Here is a 15,623-nt window from a genome sequence, read left to right as displayed (position 1 = left end):
AAATTTACAACTTATGTTGTAATGGGACCAATAGGGCTCGAACCTATGACCCTCTGCTTGTAAGGCAGATGCTCTCCCAGCTGAGCTATGATCCCTCATCACATTTATGCGACTTGTTTAGTTTACTATTATTTTCTACAAATGTCAATACTTTTTTTAGTTTTTTTTACAGATTTTTTTACAGATTTTCTCTTTTTCCGTCAGCATATCTCCCCCTTACTTCCTGCTTTCCAGACCATTACCTGTAGATTTCTTCCCAATGCTCTTTTGTCATAACATTCGTATGCTCGACTCGCACCTCATGTAAAAGCGGCACAGGAACTTCATTACAGGTATGATGATAAACAAATCCCAGCTTTTCCTGCACTCTTTTTGATTTCAGATTGCCATCATAATAAGCGCACCAGATTGTTGTCATGCCAAGATCTTCAAATCCATGTCTCAATAACTCTCTGGAAGCTTCCGGCATATAGCCTCTTCCCCAGAATGGCTGTCCAAGCCAATATCCAAGCTCGCACTCATCGTCACGCTTTGTTTTATTCGTGTATCCATTCAGTTTCAGTTCCACAGCACCTATCGCAATATTCTTTTCCTTTTCACAGATTGCGTAGCACTCTGCTCCATCAAATACATTTTTGATGACAGCTCTGCTTTCCTCCACACTCTTATGCGGCGGCCATCCTGCAGCAGGTCCGATCTCCGGATCTTTTGCGTATTCAAACAGACTTTCCGCATCTTCCTCTGTCCATTTTCTCAGTATTAATCTTTCGGTCTCCAGCATACTCTTCCACCTCAGTCTTTATTATAAATTTTCAGTAAATTTGTTTTCTTCAAATTCTATTCTATACGTTAATCTGTTTTCTCAGTATATCATAAGGATTTTATAGTTTCAACATTCCACATTTGCATGGTTATACGTAAAACGTATTTCAATAATTCATTTTTTCTATATATCGTCCTATTTATAGTTATTTTACACATTTCACCATATGCATTGACTAACTCATTCGTCATTTTGTACAATATTTTATATAGATAGCGACAAAATATATGGATACTAACAAATCGTCATTGTATAAAAGGAGGAAATGAAAATGGCTGATTATGAAAAAATGTGGGAAGACCTTGGGATGGATGTCAAAAATCATGACAATCTCTGTCAGGTTCTTCCGACAGCAGTTGGGGATGTATTTATGACACAGGAAAACCGCCCGAAGGCAATGGACTTCTGGGATATGGTCATCGCTGAGGTGCACGGTATCCGCCCGGCCGAACTCATTGAAGAGCAGAAAAAAGGACGCAAGGTATTCGGAACCTTCTGCGTATATGTACCGGATGAAGTAATTATCGCTGCAAATGGTATCGTAACAGGACTTTGCGGTGGATCACAGTTCTGGGTTCCGGACGGCGAAAAAGTCCTTCCGAAAAATGTCTGTCCGCTTGTAAAAGCTTCTGTAGGAGCAAGACTTGGACGTACCTGTCCGTTCTTCCGTATCGCAGATATGTATGTCGGGGAAACTACCTGCGATGGCAAGAAGAAAGCTTACGAGATTCTCGGGAAAGACGTTCCAATGCATATTATGGACGTTCCACAGATGAAGCGTGAGAAAGATATTATCAAATGGAAAGAAGAAATTACAGATTTTGCAAAGATTGTAGAAGAATTCACCGGAAACGAAATTACACCGGAAAAGCTTGCAGAAGCGATCAGTATCTGCAATGAGAAGCGTAAAGCTCTTCAGAGAGTTTATGACTGCAGAAAATCAAAATGTCTGCCAATTTCCGGACGAGATGCTCTGCTCATGACCCAGATTTCCTTCTTCGATGATCCGGTACGTTGCGCCCAGATGTGTAACCGTCTGGCTGACGAACTGGAACAGCGAATCAAAGATGGCGTATCCGTTGTACCGGAGGGTACAAAACGTATCCTGATCACAGGAACACCTCTTGCAGTTCCGAACTGGAAATTACATAACATCATCGAGACAAGCGGCGCTGCTGTTGTCTGCGAAGAGATGTGTACAGGAACAAGATATTTTGAAAATCTTGTAGACGAATCCGGTGAAACGCTGGATGAACAGTTCATGAATCTGTCCAAACGTTACATGAAGACAAACTGTGCATGCTTCACACCAAATACCGGACGTATCGACGATATTCTCCGTATGGTAGACGAATATCAGGTAGATGGCGTCATCGACTGCAGTCTGATGTTCTGCTGCCTGTATGACACAGAAAAGCTTGCAGTTTCAGAAGCACTGAAGGCGAAAAATATTCCGGTACTCTCTCTGGAAACAGATTACACCGATAAAGATGCTGAACAGCTTCGTACAAGAATCGGAGCATTTGTGGAGATGCTGAATCAGTAAAATGGAAGAAAAAAATAAACATATCCGCTATTATATTCTCTTTGACAATCACACACAGGGCATGATGCTCCATGAGCTTCTGGATAAGCAAGGTCTTCCTAACCGGATTGCACCTGCCCCACGTGACACTGACGGCAAAGCAGCCTGCGGGATGGCGCTTCTGATCCATCCGGATGACATTGATGCAGTCAGGACATGCATCGAAGAGAATCATGCGGAATATGTAAACATCGTTCCATTGGAAAATCAGTTGCAGAAAAAGAGAGACCGATATTGTTAAATGCAGAGTGTATGATAAATGAGGAGAGAGCGAAAAGCTCTCTCCTCATTTTGACTCATCATATTCAAAAACCGCTGAATCATCTCATTTTCAGCGGTCTTACAGGTATGGACCTGAGGGGAATCGAACCCCTGTCCGAAAGCTCTTCCATAAAGGCATCTCCCATCACAGTCATTCTTTTGACATTCCCTCCATAAGCCGCCGAACAACAGGCTGCTTACTTTAGTAGCTTCATAAATTCTTCCATTCCCTCAAAGCTTTGGAAACGAAGTGCCTCATCTGGTCGAAGCCGGTTACTTAAGCGATGAGAGACTCAAGGCCGACTGCTGCAACTAGGCAGCGTACGCTAAATTTTCGTCTGCGTTTATATTTAGTTGGAACTTTTAACGTAGTGTCCCGCTACGGATGGCTTCCTTGACTTCCGTGCCCCCGTCGAAACCAGTACAAGCCCTGGTTCTTGGAAGCCGTATCATCAAAAATACGCTTCTGCAAACAAGATCCGTTCAGAAGTCAACCTTCTGCCCTCCCATTTGCTCTATATATTATATGCGGACATCCAGGCTCATGTCAAGGCATCTCCGCATATAATTTACTCAATCTGTCATTTTACGCTTCTTTTGTCTTCCCCACTTCCAGCATTCCGCTCTTTGCAAGTGCCGGTCGCAGTGCATTGTAGATGATCACTACAACGATTGTAGAAAGGACTGCATTTACAAAGGTAGCAGCTGCGCTCCATTTTGCAAAAACCTCTGCCATCTGCTGCGGCTGTCCCAGAATGTACTGTTTGTAAAAGTATCCGACGATCGGATCTGCAATGACATTAAATGCAAGTCCGGCTACAGATGCCAGCAGGCTCCATTTGAAAATGTATTTCTTATCGGTACTTTCATTGATCTTTGCGATCTTATGCGCTACAAGTCCTGTGATCAGTCCGATGCAGAGCTTCAGGATAAATGTCTTCGGTGCTCCGGTAATATAGATCGGATCCATCACATCCGCGATTCCCATTCCGATCGCTCCTGCAAGTCCGCCGTACCAGCCGCCCAAAAGAAGTGCGGCAAGCACACAGAACGCATTTCCAAGGTGGATTGATGTTGCATCTCCTCCCGGCATCGGTATTTTAATCTGCAGATACGTAAAGATTACGTAGCAAAGTGCAGCAAACAGCGCTGTCTGTGCAATTTTCATAACGGTTGAATTTGTTTTCATAGTCTGTCCCATCCTTTCTTATTCCTTGTGAAACACTATAGTACATTGATTCATCAGGTTATTGAACATTGTACCGCGTCACTGTCTCTGTAAAAATATACAATTTTCACTTTTTTCAAGGGGACAGTTTTGTTTTATCCGAAATTGCGGATCTTGAATTCTCTTTCTGCCTCACGCTTCTGGTCTTTTTTCGCGATATCATCACGCTTATCATATAGTTTTTTACCTTTTGCCAGTCCGATCTCTACCTTGACAAGACTCTTGCTGAAATACACCTTCAGTGGCACGATCGCCATTCCTTTTTCCTTGGTCTTGCCGATCAGTTTGTTGATCTCCGATTTGTGAAGAAGGAGCTTTCTCACACGCAGAGGATCTTTATTGAAAATATTTCCCTTTTCGTATGGGCTGATATGCATTCCATAGATGAACACTTCCCCATCCTCAATACGGATAAAGGATTCTTTGATGCTGCATTTTCCCATGCGGAGGGATTTTACTTCCGTACCTGCAAGTGCAATTCCCGCCTCATAAGTATCCAGGATAAAATAGTCATGATACGCCTTTTTATTGTTCGCAATCATCTTGCCCTGCGCTTTTGCCTTAGCCATCTTCTCTCTCCTCTTTTCTTTCCTTTACAAGTCTAAAATCAATGGTTCTTGATATCTCATCACAATCGATCATCTTCACACGCACCTTCTGCCCCAGCTTATAGGTCTTTCTGAGATGGGAACCGATCATCTGATAATGTTCTTCGTCGTAATCATAATGATCGTCCGTCATATTGGTAACATGTACCAGCCCTTCTACGGTATTCGGAAGCTCTACATAGATTCCCCACTTTGTGATACCCGAAATAACTCCTTCAAATTCCTGTCCGAAGAAATTCCGCATATACTGTACCTTCTTCAGCTTCAGCGTCTCTCTCTCTGCCTCATCCGCACGGCGCTCTAAGGAGCTTGTCTCCATCGCCACCTCCGGCAGGATTTTTTCATAATGATTCCTCTTTGCATCGTTCATCCTGCCTCGAAGATTATCTTTGATGATCCGGTGGATCTGCAGATCCGGATAGCGCCGGATCGGTGAAGTAAAATGCGTATAATACTGGGTCGCAAGTCCGAAATGTCCGTCATTATCCGGCGAATATCTTGCCTGCTTCATCGAGCGGAGTGCAAGCCTTGAGATCATGGCTTCTTCCGGAGTCCCCTCGATCTTATCCAGAAGCTTCTGGACTTCCTTTGGACGGATCTCCTGTCCTCCCTGCATATGCATGGTATATCCGAAATTCTGCAAAAATGTTACAAGTTTCTTCATCTTATCATCATCCGGTGTTTCATGCACACGGTATAAGAATGGAATCTCCTGCCAGAAATAATCCTCTGCAACCGTCTCATTTGCCACAAGCATAAAATCCTCGATGATCTTCGTTGCCACGTTGCGGTCGTAAGCCTTAATATCCACCGGCTCACCGCTTTCATTTAAAATAATCTTTGCCTCCGGAAAATCAAAGTCGATTGCCCCTCTTCTGTGGCGTCTTTCCCTCAAAATGTGTGACAGTTCTTTCATCAGTTCAAACATCGGGATCAGATCATGATACCGTTCGCATTCTGCCTCATCCCGATCCTCAAGAATCTTTTTCACACTGGTATAGCTCATGCGTTCATCCACATTTACCACAGTTTCTGCAATCTGGTGATCGATTACATTTCCCTTCGCATCAATGGTCATGATACAGCTCAGTGCCAGCCGGTCCTCGCCTGCGTTTAATGAACACATTCCATTAGACAGAACTCTTGGCAGCATCGGGATCACACGGTCTGCCAGATAAACACTGGTACCTCTTTTCAGTGCTTCCCGGTCAAGGGCGCTGTTCTCCTGTACATAATTTGTCACATCAGCGATATGCACGCCCAGAATATAACGGTCTCCCTCTTTTGTCAGAGTGATCGCATCATCCAGATCCTTCGCATCCTCGCCGTCGATCGTCACGGTCTGCCAGCTCCGCACGTCTTTCCGTCCTGCCATATCAGCGGTCGTCACTGCTTTTGCCACACGCTCTGCCTGATTCAATACCTTCTCCGGAAATTCGGTTGGCAGATCATATCCTTTGACAATCGACAAAATATCAACTCCCGGATCGGTCACATGTCCCAGGATCTCTACGATCTTTCCTTCTGGCTTCTTTCCATTCTCCCCATAAGAGGTCAGCTCGACCACAACCTTATGCCCGGTCACAGCTCCTTTAGAACGCTCTGCCGGTACGAAGATATCCTGCAGGAAACGCTCATTATCCGGCACAACGAATCCGAAATTCTTCCGGCTCTGATAATAGCCGACGATCCGCTGGATTCCCCTCTGTACGATCTTCGTGATCTTTCCTTCTCTGCGCTTTCCTTCCGGTGCTTTGGTGATGACAACCTCTACCTCATCTCCCTGCATGGCACCGTTCATATCATCTTCAGAGATAAAGATATCTTCACTCTCACCTTCCACAGTAACAAAGCCGAAGCCTCTCGCATTTGCCTGGAACATTCCCCGCAGCTGCTTTGCCTCACCTTTGATGTATTTTCCTTTCTGTGTGACATGTACCCTGCCTTCCTTTTCCAGGCTGTCCATGACAGCTTTGAGTTCCTCTTTCTGATCTTTCGGAACCTGAAGCAGCATCGACAGCTCTTTCAGCTTCATCGGCACATAAAATTCATCACAGATAAATTCATAAATAATTTTCTTTCTTTTTTCAAATAATTCGTCCATCTCTTCTCCTGTCAAAAAAGGAACACCCTATAGATACTATAGAGTGTTCCTCATCTTCTTTCAATCATTCGTTATGCAAAAACTTTCAGGTTCAGGACTGCTGCAAGTACGATAAACAGAATTGCTAAAAACTTGGTAGACTTAACAAGTGCGCCTTCCATAGAACGTCCTTTGTTCTGTCCCCAATAAGAATCTGCCATACCTGCGATTGTTCCAAGACCTGCTGACTTACCTTCCTGCATCAATACGATTACTGTCAATGCGATACAATCTATTGCAAATAAAATTAAAAGTACTGTTTTTAAAATTTCCATTACTAATCACACCTCCTGATGGTTAAACCACTCATGTATTTTACCATAAATCTACTTCCGATTCAAGCAGATTTCATGGATTTCAGTCTTTATTTTACCAGTTTGCTTCCTTTCAGCTTCACAACACGGTCAATTCGGTTAATGGATGACATCCGGTAGGCATAAGCCCCCGACTCGAAAAGTGCATAAATGCTGCCACCGTCCTGATAGATCTGTTCCAGCCTCTCCGGAAACTTGATCGTCTTATAAGCTTCGGAAGTTGACAAGATTCCATATCTGGAATAGTTGAAGATCTGTACCTCCGATGGCAGGATCCCCCAGGATCTGGTAAGCAAGATCTTATTGTTGTAAAATGCCATTCCCTGCACCTTACCGGAAATTACCTGCATACTGACCGCATAGGCAACCGGATCCGTCACGCCGACCGTCCGTTTCAGGTTCATATCTTCTTTTTCATACAAGGTACCGTCTGCATTGATCAGATATTTTTCAATGACACTGGCATTATCCTGTGTAAAGAATCCGACAAACAATGCACCGTCATGATACGTCATAAATGATGCCCGCTTGATCTTGTAAAGATTGTAAGACATATCGAATTCAATCGGATGATACCCATCCTCAAAGGAATAGTTCTCCAGATGGGACAGTGTGATCGCATTTGCCTGCGCCCAGGTGGAACCCTGTCCTGTCACCCACAGGATCTGGTTCATCGTATCGTATGCCATTCCGCCCACATGTGCTTTGGTGTTCAGCACAATCTCTTTCACAAACCGTCTGCTTTCTTTGTCGATCACATAGATCACCGAATCATGTGCCTTTGTCTTACAATAAGCACTGACCAGAATATAATCCTCTGTAATTGCAAGTCCCTGTGGTGTCATGGATGTGCAAACTTCTGCTTCTCCGTCCCCTTTTACTTGCAGCGTTCTTGTTGACTTCAGACCAGGCACAACATAAGTCCCGTAGTCATTGTCTACTTCAGCTTCATCGCAGGCGTACTTATAAACAGTCTGGTTACGCTTCAGCGTTTTCAGATACTGCTCCATCGTGTAAACGGAATCCGTATTCGTCACCTTCTGGTTAGTTTCCGGCTCCACCTCGGTTCTGTACTGGAATGCGTAATACCAGTAGCTTCCTCCGATGATTCCCACAACCAGTAGAATACTGATGATACTGCGGATATGTCCAAGCATGGTCTTCTTTTTCCGGACCTTTTTCTTCTTTGCTTTTTTCTCTTCCTGTCTTACTTCCTCATTCTCAAGCTCTTGTTTATTCATTCATGCCCACTTCGTTTTTATATACTTTCTGTGTTGAAAATCCCCGTCCCCTGACCTCATTTACATTGCCAATGATCATAAATGCGTGCGGATCTATCTCCTGCACGATCTGGTTCAGCCGCATCAGTTCACGGTTAGATACAACGGTAAGGATCATCGGCTGATCCTTTCTCAAATAACCGGTCTGCGTGTAGACCAGTGTAGTTCCTCGGTCAAGCTTCTCCTGGATCAGATGGTTCAGCTTCTCATACTCTCCGGAAATGATCTTGACCTGTGTTCTGGTCGATCCCATCAGAAGCACTTTATCCAGCATCACCGTGTAAATCAGTACCAGAAGGATACCATAGATGACCTCTTCTTTATTGGTAAATACCATCTGGAAGATCAGAATCGCAAAATCAAATACATAAAGCATAACAGATACCGGAAGCCCGAATTTCTTATTCAATACCAGCGGTGGGATATCCATACCTCCTGTTGATGCTCCGCATCTTATAACAACTCCGATTCCAAGCCCGATCATCAGACCTCCACAGATCGTCGAAAGCATCTTATCGTCTGTGACGTTCTGTAATACCGGAACATTCTCCAGTATTCCCAGAATGATCGGATAATAAAACGTACTGACCAGTGTAGTAAGTGCAAATTTCATACCAAGCACTGCCGCCCCCAGAAGAAACATCAGTGTGTTGAAGATCAGTACAAATGTATGAATCTGTAATCCGAAATAATGGTTTACGGCAATTCCAAGCCCCGTGGTCCCTCCAGTAATGATATCATTCGGCAGGATAAACATTACAATTGCAAGTGCATATACTGTATTCCCAAATAAAATCAGGCACAGATTCTTCATGTTTGACATTTTCATATTACGCTCTCCTTGACATATGTATTTTGTCTGCAGATTTCCCCAATTTTCCGCAACCCAATACTTTATAGTATACTCGGTGCATGTTTTGTGGACAAGGAATTTTTTTATTTTATTCTCTTTTTTCGTTTCATTTGGTATACTGTGATTAAAAAGACAGGTTTTGATTTTCCAGGAAAAGAGGTTAGCAAGTTATGGACAAGATCAGACAGTTACAGGACATGATTAACGAGAGCAACCGAATCGTCTTTTTCGGCGGTGCCGGCGTCTCTACCGAGAGTAATATTCCGGACTTCAGGAGTGCAGACGGACTCTACAAACAAAAGTACCGCTACTCACCGGAGCAGATTGTAAGCCACAGCTTTTTCATGCAGCATACGGAAGAATTTTATGATTTTTATAAAGAGAAAATGATGTTCCTTGATGCGAAACCAAATAAAGCACATCTGAAGCTTGCCGAGCTGGAAGCCGCCGGAAAGCTGACCGCCGTTATCACACAGAATATCGACGGACTCCACCAGGCTGCCGGAAGCAAAAATGTACTGGAGCTTCATGGAAGTATCCACCGCAATTACTGCATGCGTTGCAAAAAGCAGTACAGTGCACGTTTTGTAAAAGAATCGAAAGGAATCCCAACCTGCGACTGCGGCGGAACTATCCGCCCGGATGTAGTTCTCTACGAAGAAGGACTGGATAATCAGATTATCCAGAAAAGTATCCGCGCCATCTCAGAAGCAGATATGCTGATCATCGGCGGTACTTCTCTTGTAGTCTACCCTGCTGCCGGATTTATCGATTATTTCCACGGCAAATATCTGGTACTCATCAACAAGGATGCAACTGCCCGTGATGTAGGCGCAACTCTGACGATCCATGAGCCGATCGGAGAAGTATTAGACCGGATCCATGTATAGCCGGAGAATCCAAAAATCCTCTGCCTGCCCTTTCTAATGAAAGAGTGACAGAGAATTTTTCATTTTAACCGTTATACGTCTTAAAAAACTGATACAGATTGTCCAGTGCCTTTGTCAGAACCGGGATCTCTTCTTCATCCAGCGTCTCAACAACAGCTTCTACCATCTTCTTATGAAAATTCGCATGATGATGATATGCCTTCTCCCCTTTTTCCGTCAGCTTGATATTGACGATCCGGCGGTCTTCCTCACTCCGGTGGCGGACCGCATACTTTTTATTGACCAGACTGTTCATCGAAGTCGTCAGAGATCCTACGGTAATCCCAAGCTTCTTTGCGATCGTAGACATATTATTCCCGTCACCCAGACCGACCGCCTCAATGATATGCATATCATTGTTCGTCAGATCCTTAAACTCTTCTGTGATCACTGCTTTTTCTTCCAGTCCCCATATATCATTAAAAAGATGTACCAATATCTTATTGATGCTTTCGTATGCGTCCAATTCCCCTTCTTCTCCTTGCTGTGTCTTTTTCTAGTTCAATTATACACAGTCACCTAACAAAGAATCAATCACTTCTTTCACAGTTTCTATTTTTTCTGCTTTCCACACATCCGCTCCGCAGAACAGAAGTGCCTCCCCAATCTCACCTTTTGCCGCTTTGATTAGTGCTTCCGTGATACAGTATGGCACTTCCGCCGGGTTACAGTTTTTCAGACACCCAAGACATCTCTTAGGCTTCACCCTCTCTCCTGCCATTACATGACTGATAAATGGATTCTTAATTGCCCTTCCCGGCATTCCAACCGGACTTTTCACCAGAATGACATCCTCTTTCTTCGCATTCAGATAACTCTGCTTATAACTGAGATCTGCATCGCACTCCCAGGTCGTGACAAATCTTGTTGCCACCTGGACCGCATCTGCTCCTAATGAAAAGGCATGCTCTGCCGCATCTTTATCCGAAATTCCTCCGGCTACTGCCACCGGGATATGCACCTGATATTTTTGGGCGTACTTTCTGACCACTGCCATGATCCTCTCGATTTCATTATCATAACTTTCCTGTGTGTAAGTTTCCAGCTGCTCCCGGTCGAACCCCAGATGTCCTCCGGCTTTGGGTCCCTCGATCACAACCAGGTCTGCGGTCCTGGAAAATTTTTTATCCCAGTATTTTAAAATAACTTTAGCCGATTTTTCGGTCGATACGATCGGAGCGATCTTGGTACTGCTACTCTCCACAAGTCCCGGCAGCTCGATCGGAAGCCCTGCCCCGGATACGATCAGATCTGCTCCGGCATCCACTGCTGCTTTCACATGTTCATCATAATCCTTCAGCGCAACCATGATATTAAATCCGATCACACCATCCGGAGCCGTCTCTCTTGCTCTTTGGAATTCAGATCCAATTGCGCGGATATTTGCCGCCCTTGTATTCGTTTCAAAATCCGGTTCACGAAATCCGATCTGTGCGGTTGAGATGATCCCGACTCCACCTTCTTTTGCAACCGCTCCGGCAAGCTGCCCAAGGCTCACACCGACTCCCATTCCCCCTTGAATGACCGGTCTTTTTACTTTCAAATCACCAATCACAAGTTCCGGTAATCCTTTCATTTTTCTTCTCCTCTACTACATCCTGCGGAATCTGTCATACCGCTTTTCGGTAAGTTCTTCCTTTGTCATTGCTCCATATTTTTTTAAAAAAATACTGATATAATCATCCATCGGATCTGTCACTTCTGTAAATGTTTCCAGATTGAAGTCTTCCGGCTCCGGAATCACCCGTTCCACGATACCTGCTTTCAGGAGATGATCTGCTGTCAGCTTCATCACACCTGCCGCCTCTTTTGCGCGGCTGCTGTCCTTCCACAGGATACTTGCAAATCCTTCCGGCGAAAGAATGGAGTAAATCGAATTTTCAAGAAGCCACACTTCATCTGAAGTTGCCATCGCAAGAGCCCCCCCGCTTCCACCTTCTCCGATCACAACAGACAGGATCGGAACCTGAAGATTTGACATTTCAAATAAATTTCTTGCGATTGCCTCACCCTGTCCTCTCTCTTCTGCTTCCAGCCCGCAGAACGCTCCCGGCGTATCTACAAAACAGATGACCGGACGGTTAAATTTCTCTGCCTGTTTCATCAGACGAAGGGCTTTGCGGTATCCGTCCGGTGACGGCATCCCAAAGTTACGCTCGATATTTTCTTTTGTCGTGCGACCCTTTGCCTGCGCGATCACCGTCACCGGCATTCCGTGAAATCTTGCAATCCCGCCAATGATCGCCTTATCATCCTGGTAATAACGGTCTCCATGAAATTCCATAAAATCTGTAAACAATTCTTCAATGTACTCCGCACCGACCGGACGAGCCTTGTCTCTGGATAACTGCACCCGTTCCCATGGTGTCAGATTCTTCTGTACCGCCTGTGTTTCCTTTTCTTCTACTTCCGGCAAATCGTATGTCCTCTGCTTATGCATTGCTACAATTTCCGCCAGTGTCTCCCTGAGACGCGGACGCTCCACAATCCGATCCACAAATCCGTGCTCCTGAAGGAATTCTGCCCTCTGAAATCCTTTCGGAAGCTTCTGCCCTATGGTCTGTTCAATCACACGCGGACCCGCAAAACCGATCAGCGCCCCCGGCTCGGCAAGAATGATATCTCCAAGCATGGCAAAACTTGCCGTTACCCCGCCGGTTGTCGGATCGGTCAGCACACTTACATATAAACAGCCTGCATCATGGTGTCTTTTCAGTGCCGCTGAAGTCTTTGCCATCTGCATCAGAGAGTGGATCCCCTCTTGCATTCTGGCGCCTCCTGAACAGGCAAATATAATAATCGGAATCCTCTCACTGGTTGCCTTTTCTACTGCACGGGTAATCTTTTCGCCGACCACCTTTCCCATGCTCGCCATCATAAACCGCCCGTCACAGACTGCAAGAACTACTTCATTTCCCGCGATCCTTGCTTTTCCGGTTACAACCGCCTCATCAAGCCCGGTCTTTTCCTGCAGTGCTTCTACCTTTTCTTCATAGCCTTTATAATGCAGCGGATTTCCTGAAGTCAGTCCCTTGTCCCACTCTTCAAAGGTGCCCGCATCTGCTACCATTTCAATCCGGTGCATCGCATGCACACGGAAATAATTCTGACATTTTGGACAAATATAATATCCATTCTTCACATCTTCTGTCAGAATGGCAGATTTGCAAACGTTACATTTTTTCAGAAGTCCTTCCGGAACCTCCGGTGCCATATGGGCAGGCTTTCCTTCGCCAAGATATATATACCCTCTTCTGCTTGTTTTCTTGAACATATTTGACAGTTTCAAATTGCTTTACCTCCGCTTTTGTAGAGCTAATCTTGCCGATTTTTTGCTTCTCTTTCGGCAATAAATTCAATATCAAAATCTCCTGCCTGATACTTTGGATCATGCAAAATATCATATTGATAATCCACATTAGTATCAATACCTTCTATAATTACCTCACCAAGTGCACTCTGCATCTTCCGGATCGCCTCGGTACGGTTTTTTGCAAATACGATCAGCTTTGCCAGCATATTGTCATAATATGGCGGTACAGTGTATCCACTGTAAATTGCTGAATCAATCCGCACCCCCTTTCCTCCCGGAAGGTACATATCGGTGATCGTTCCCGGACACGGGCGGAAATTCTTTTCCGGATTTTCCGCATTGATCCTGCACTCGATGGCATGACCGGTCAGCTTTACATCCTCCTGCGTAAAAGAAAGCTGCTGACCGTCTGCGATCCGGATCTGTTCCTTGATCAGGTCGATCCCCGTCACCCATTCTGTGACCGGATGCTCCACCTGGATTCTGGTATTCATTTCCATAAAATAAAAATTCCCGCTCTTTTCCAACAGAAATTCAATGGTTCCTGCATTTTCGTAATGTGCTGCCTTTGCCGCTTTTACCGCTGCTTCGCCCATTCTCCGGCGAAGCTCATCCGAAATCACGGCACATGGAGATTCTTCGATCATCTTCTGATGATTTCTCTGCACCGAACAGTCCCGTTCTCCTAAATGCACCACATTTCCATACTTATCCGCCATGATCTGAAATTCGATATGCTTCGGATGCTGCACAAAATGCTCGATGTACATAGTGTCATCCCCAAAAGCTGCCTTGGTCTCTTTCTGTGCAGTACGGAATGCCATGTCAAATCCGGCTTCATTTTCCGCCACACGCATTCCTTTTCCGCCTCCGCCGAGAGCCGCCTTTACGATCACCGGATAGCCGATCTCTCTTGCAACTTCTTTTCCTTTTGCTGCATCATAAATCGCTTCCCGGCTTCCCGGAATGATCGGAACCCCGGCATTTTCCATGGTATTTCTCGCCTCGGATTTATTTCCAAGCCTGCTGATCACTTTCGAATCCGGTCCAATAAAAATGATGTTGCACTTCTCACAAAGCTCTGCAAATTTCGTATTTTCAGAAAGGAAACCAAATCCCGGATGGATCGCATCTGCTCCCGACACGATGGTCGCGCTGATGATCTGCTCCATATTCAGATAGCTTTCCGAAGATGGTGCAGGTCCAATACAGATTGCTTCATCTGCAAGCTGTGTATGCAATGCTTCTTTATCTGCTTCTGAATAAACTGCAACCGTCTCGATCCCCATTTCCCGGCAGGCACGGATGATCCGAACTGCGATCTCTCCACGGTTTGCGATCAATACTTTCTTAATCATCTGTTTCCGCCTTCCCGATCATCAGAGACAACTCTGCCTTTACTGCAACTTCTCCATCCACTGATGCAACAGCTTCTCCGATTACCAGTGGTCCCTTCTGACGAATAATTCTTGCTTCCAGTTTTAACTTGTCACCCGGAACAACTTTTCTGCGGAACTTGCAGTTCTTAATCCCACCAAAATAACCGAGCTTTCCTTTATTTCCTTCCTGCATCAGAACCGCTACTGCACCGACCTGCGCCAGTGCTTCTACGATCAGCACTCCCGGCATCACCGGCTCCTGTGGAAAATGTCCGGCAAAAAAGTCCTCTCTGTAAGTCACACATTTATAGCCAACTGCATATTCCCCCGGCTCGTAATCTTCAATATAATCTACCAGCAAAAACGGATGTCTGTGCGGAATGATTTTCTGAATTTCCTTGATTCCCAAATGTTTCATGCTTTTCGCCCTCCATCCAGCTATGCGATTCGGAATAATGGCTGTCCGTATTCCACAGTTTCTCCATTTTTCACGAGTACTTCCGATACCACACCGTCAAAATCACACTCAATATCATTCATCAGCTTCATCGCCTCTACGATGGCAACCGTCTGTCCTTTTGACACATGATCGCCAACTGCCACAAATGGTGCTGCCTCTTCCGACGGTGCTGCATAAAAGGTTCCAACCAGAGGGGATTTGATCAGCTGCCCTTCTGCTTCTTTTCCTTTTTCCGGTCCATCCTCCGACTTCAGTGCCGATACTGCATTACTCTGCGCTCCTGGCAGGTTTTGTACTGTCGTCAGCTGTGCTGCCCCTGTACTGACAACCATCTGTTCTTTTTCTTTCTGTATTTTCAATTTCACACCGTTTTCTTCATACTGAAATCCTGTCAGGTCCGAATCTGAAACGGTCTGAATCAGTTTTACCAGATTTTCTAATTCCATC

The 15,623-nt window shown here is 45.0% G+C and carries 16 protein-coding genes, 1 tRNA gene and 1 other RNA gene; 3 read left to right on the top strand and 15 right to left on the bottom strand.

Going from position 1 to position 15,623, the window contains the following annotated elements:
* Window positions 1-22: 22 nt before the first annotated feature.
* Window positions 23-95 (bottom strand) — tRNA-Val (locus tag PGW42_RS04580).
* A 143-nt stretch (window positions 96-238) separates the two neighbouring features.
* Window positions 239-781, bottom strand: coding sequence for a GNAT family N-acetyltransferase (locus tag PGW42_RS04575; protein ID WP_173825388.1), 543 nt, complete (start codon window positions 779-781; stop codon window positions 239-241).
* A gap of 313 nt (window positions 782-1,094) precedes the next feature.
* Between PGW42_RS04575 and PGW42_RS04570 the strand changes: the two genes are divergently transcribed.
* Both PGW42_RS04570 and PGW42_RS04565 read left to right on the top strand, forming a co-directional pair.
* Window positions 1,095-2,369 (top strand): double-cubane-cluster-containing anaerobic reductase, encoded by a 1,275-nt coding sequence (locus tag PGW42_RS04570; protein ID WP_117557690.1) that lies wholly within the window; start codon window positions 1,095-1,097, stop codon window positions 2,367-2,369.
* A gap of 1 nt (window position 2,370) precedes the next feature.
* Window positions 2,371-2,649, top strand: coding sequence for a DUF3343 domain-containing protein (locus tag PGW42_RS04565; protein WP_055156326.1), 279 nt, complete (start codon window positions 2,371-2,373; stop codon window positions 2,647-2,649).
* 105 nt (window positions 2,650-2,754) lie between these two features.
* Here PGW42_RS04565 and ssrA read toward each other — a convergent pair.
* The 7 genes from ssrA to PGW42_RS04530 form a co-directional block, all read right to left on the bottom strand.
* Window positions 2,755-3,100, bottom strand: a transfer-messenger RNA (tmRNA) gene (gene ssrA, locus PGW42_RS04560).
* Window positions 3,101-3,255: 155 nt separating this feature from the next.
* Entirely contained in the window at window positions 3,256-3,858 is a 603-nt protein-coding gene (locus PGW42_RS04555) for an ECF transporter S component (RefSeq protein WP_270202894.1), read from the bottom strand.
* Window positions 3,859-3,992: 134 nt separating this feature from the next.
* The gene (gene smpB / locus PGW42_RS04550; RefSeq protein WP_055156322.1) at window positions 3,993-4,466 is read right to left on the bottom strand and encodes an SsrA-binding protein SmpB; all 474 of its coding nucleotides are present in this window, start codon (window positions 4,464-4,466) and stop codon (window positions 3,993-3,995) included.
* A complete protein-coding gene (rnr, locus tag PGW42_RS04545) occupies window positions 4,459-6,609 on the bottom strand; it encodes a ribonuclease R (protein WP_270202895.1) in 2,151 nt (716 codons plus the stop codon). The genes smpB and rnr overlap by 8 nt, the downstream gene beginning before the upstream one ends.
* Window positions 6,610-6,680: 71 nt before the next feature.
* Window positions 6,681-6,923, bottom strand: a complete 243-nt coding sequence (gene secG / locus PGW42_RS04540) for a preprotein translocase subunit SecG (RefSeq protein ID WP_008372776.1) — start codon at window positions 6,921-6,923, stop codon at window positions 6,681-6,683.
* An 89-nt stretch (window positions 6,924-7,012) separates the two neighbouring features.
* Entirely contained in the window at window positions 7,013-8,203 is a 1,191-nt protein-coding gene (locus PGW42_RS04535; RefSeq protein WP_117834929.1) for a hypothetical protein, read from the bottom strand.
* The gene (locus PGW42_RS04530; RefSeq protein WP_117557687.1) at window positions 8,196-9,071 is read right to left on the bottom strand and encodes a YitT family protein; all 876 of its coding nucleotides are present in this window, start codon (window positions 9,069-9,071) and stop codon (window positions 8,196-8,198) included. The genes PGW42_RS04535 and PGW42_RS04530 overlap by 8 nt, the downstream gene beginning before the upstream one ends.
* Window positions 9,072-9,265: 194 nt before the next feature.
* Between PGW42_RS04530 and PGW42_RS04525 the strand changes: the two genes are divergently transcribed.
* A complete protein-coding gene (locus PGW42_RS04525; RefSeq protein WP_022220145.1) occupies window positions 9,266-9,985 on the top strand; it encodes an NAD-dependent protein deacylase in 720 nt (239 codons plus the stop codon).
* 64 nt (window positions 9,986-10,049) lie between these two features.
* Here PGW42_RS04525 and PGW42_RS04520 read toward each other — a convergent pair whose 3' ends face one another.
* The 6 genes from PGW42_RS04520 to accB are packed head-to-tail and all read right to left on the bottom strand — an operon-like array spanning window position 10,050 to window position 15,622.
* Window positions 10,050-10,490 carry a MarR family winged helix-turn-helix transcriptional regulator gene (locus PGW42_RS04520; RefSeq protein ID WP_117557686.1) on the bottom strand — a complete coding sequence of 147 codons (441 nt, stop codon included), beginning with the start codon at window positions 10,488-10,490 and terminating at the stop codon, window positions 10,050-10,052.
* Window positions 10,491-10,529: 39 nt separating this feature from the next.
* Window positions 10,530-11,600, bottom strand: a complete 1,071-nt coding sequence (locus tag PGW42_RS04515; RefSeq protein ID WP_117557685.1) for an NAD(P)H-dependent flavin oxidoreductase — start codon at window positions 11,598-11,600, stop codon at window positions 10,530-10,532.
* A gap of 15 nt (window positions 11,601-11,615) precedes the next feature.
* Window positions 11,616-13,313 (bottom strand): acetyl-CoA carboxylase carboxyltransferase subunit alpha, encoded by a 1,698-nt coding sequence (locus PGW42_RS04510; protein ID WP_270202896.1) that lies wholly within the window; start codon window positions 13,311-13,313, stop codon window positions 11,616-11,618.
* Between the two features lie 26 nt (window positions 13,314-13,339).
* Entirely contained in the window at window positions 13,340-14,695 is a 1,356-nt protein-coding gene (locus tag PGW42_RS04505; protein WP_270202897.1) for an acetyl-CoA carboxylase biotin carboxylase subunit, read from the bottom strand.
* Window positions 14,688-15,134: a 3-hydroxyacyl-ACP dehydratase FabZ gene (fabZ, locus tag PGW42_RS04500; protein ID WP_270202898.1), complete on the bottom strand. Its 447-nt coding sequence runs from the start codon at window positions 15,132-15,134 to the stop codon at window positions 14,688-14,690. Before fabZ ends, PGW42_RS04505 begins: the two co-directional genes overlap by 8 nt.
* Window positions 15,135-15,154: 20 nt before the next feature.
* Window positions 15,155-15,622, bottom strand: coding sequence for an acetyl-CoA carboxylase biotin carboxyl carrier protein (gene accB, locus PGW42_RS04495; RefSeq protein ID WP_270202899.1), 468 nt, complete (start codon window positions 15,620-15,622; stop codon window positions 15,155-15,157).
* Between the last annotated feature and the right edge of the window lies 1 nt (window position 15,623).

Origin of the sequence: Coprococcus sp. TM115-187 (genome assembly GCF_027679115.1) — a bacterium.
Lineage (GTDB): Bacteria > Bacillota > Clostridia > Lachnospirales > Lachnospiraceae > Allocoprococcus > Allocoprococcus comes.
This window is presented reverse-complemented; position numbering and strand designations above follow the sequence as displayed.

Bases quoted from the DNA above. Each gene is read 5' to 3' on its own strand.
- PGW42_RS04575 (WP_173825388.1), bottom strand. From the start codon at position 781: ATGCTGGAGACCGAAAGATTAATACTGAGAAAATGGACAGAGGAAGAT.
- PGW42_RS04570 (WP_117557690.1), top strand. From the start codon at position 1,095: ATGGCTGATTATGAAAAAATGTGGGAAGACCTTGGGATGGATGTCAAA.
- PGW42_RS04565 (WP_055156326.1), top strand. From the start codon at position 2,371: ATGGAAGAAAAAAATAAACATATCCGCTATTATATTCTCTTTGACAAT.
- PGW42_RS04555 (WP_270202894.1), bottom strand. From the start codon at position 3,858: ATGAAAACAAATTCAACCGTTATGAAAATTGCACAGACAGCGCTGTTT.
- smpB (WP_055156322.1), bottom strand. From the start codon at position 4,466: ATGGCTAAGGCAAAAGCGCAGGGCAAGATGATTGCGAACAATAAAAAG.
- rnr (WP_270202895.1), bottom strand. From the start codon at position 6,609: ATGGACGAATTATTTGAAAAAAGAAAGAAAATTATTTATGAATTTATC.
- secG (WP_008372776.1), bottom strand. From the start codon at position 6,923: ATGGAAATTTTAAAAACAGTACTTTTAATTTTATTTGCAATAGATTGT.
- PGW42_RS04535 (WP_117834929.1), bottom strand. From the start codon at position 8,203: ATGAATAAACAAGAGCTTGAGAATGAGGAAGTAAGACAGGAAGAGAAA.
- PGW42_RS04530 (WP_117557687.1), bottom strand. From the start codon at position 9,071: ATGAAAATGTCAAACATGAAGAATCTGTGCCTGATTTTATTTGGGAAT.
- PGW42_RS04525 (WP_022220145.1), top strand. From the start codon at position 9,266: ATGGACAAGATCAGACAGTTACAGGACATGATTAACGAGAGCAACCGA.
- PGW42_RS04515 (WP_117557685.1), bottom strand. From the start codon at position 11,600: ATGAAAGGATTACCGGAACTTGTGATTGGTGATTTGAAAGTAAAAAGA.
- PGW42_RS04505 (WP_270202897.1), bottom strand. From the start codon at position 14,695: ATGATTAAGAAAGTATTGATCGCAAACCGTGGAGAGATCGCAGTTCGG.
- fabZ (WP_270202898.1), bottom strand. From the start codon at position 15,134: ATGAAACATTTGGGAATCAAGGAAATTCAGAAAATCATTCCGCACAGA.
- accB (WP_270202899.1), bottom strand. From the start codon at position 15,622: ATGGAATTAGAAAATCTGGTAAAACTGATTCAGACCGTTTCAGATTCG.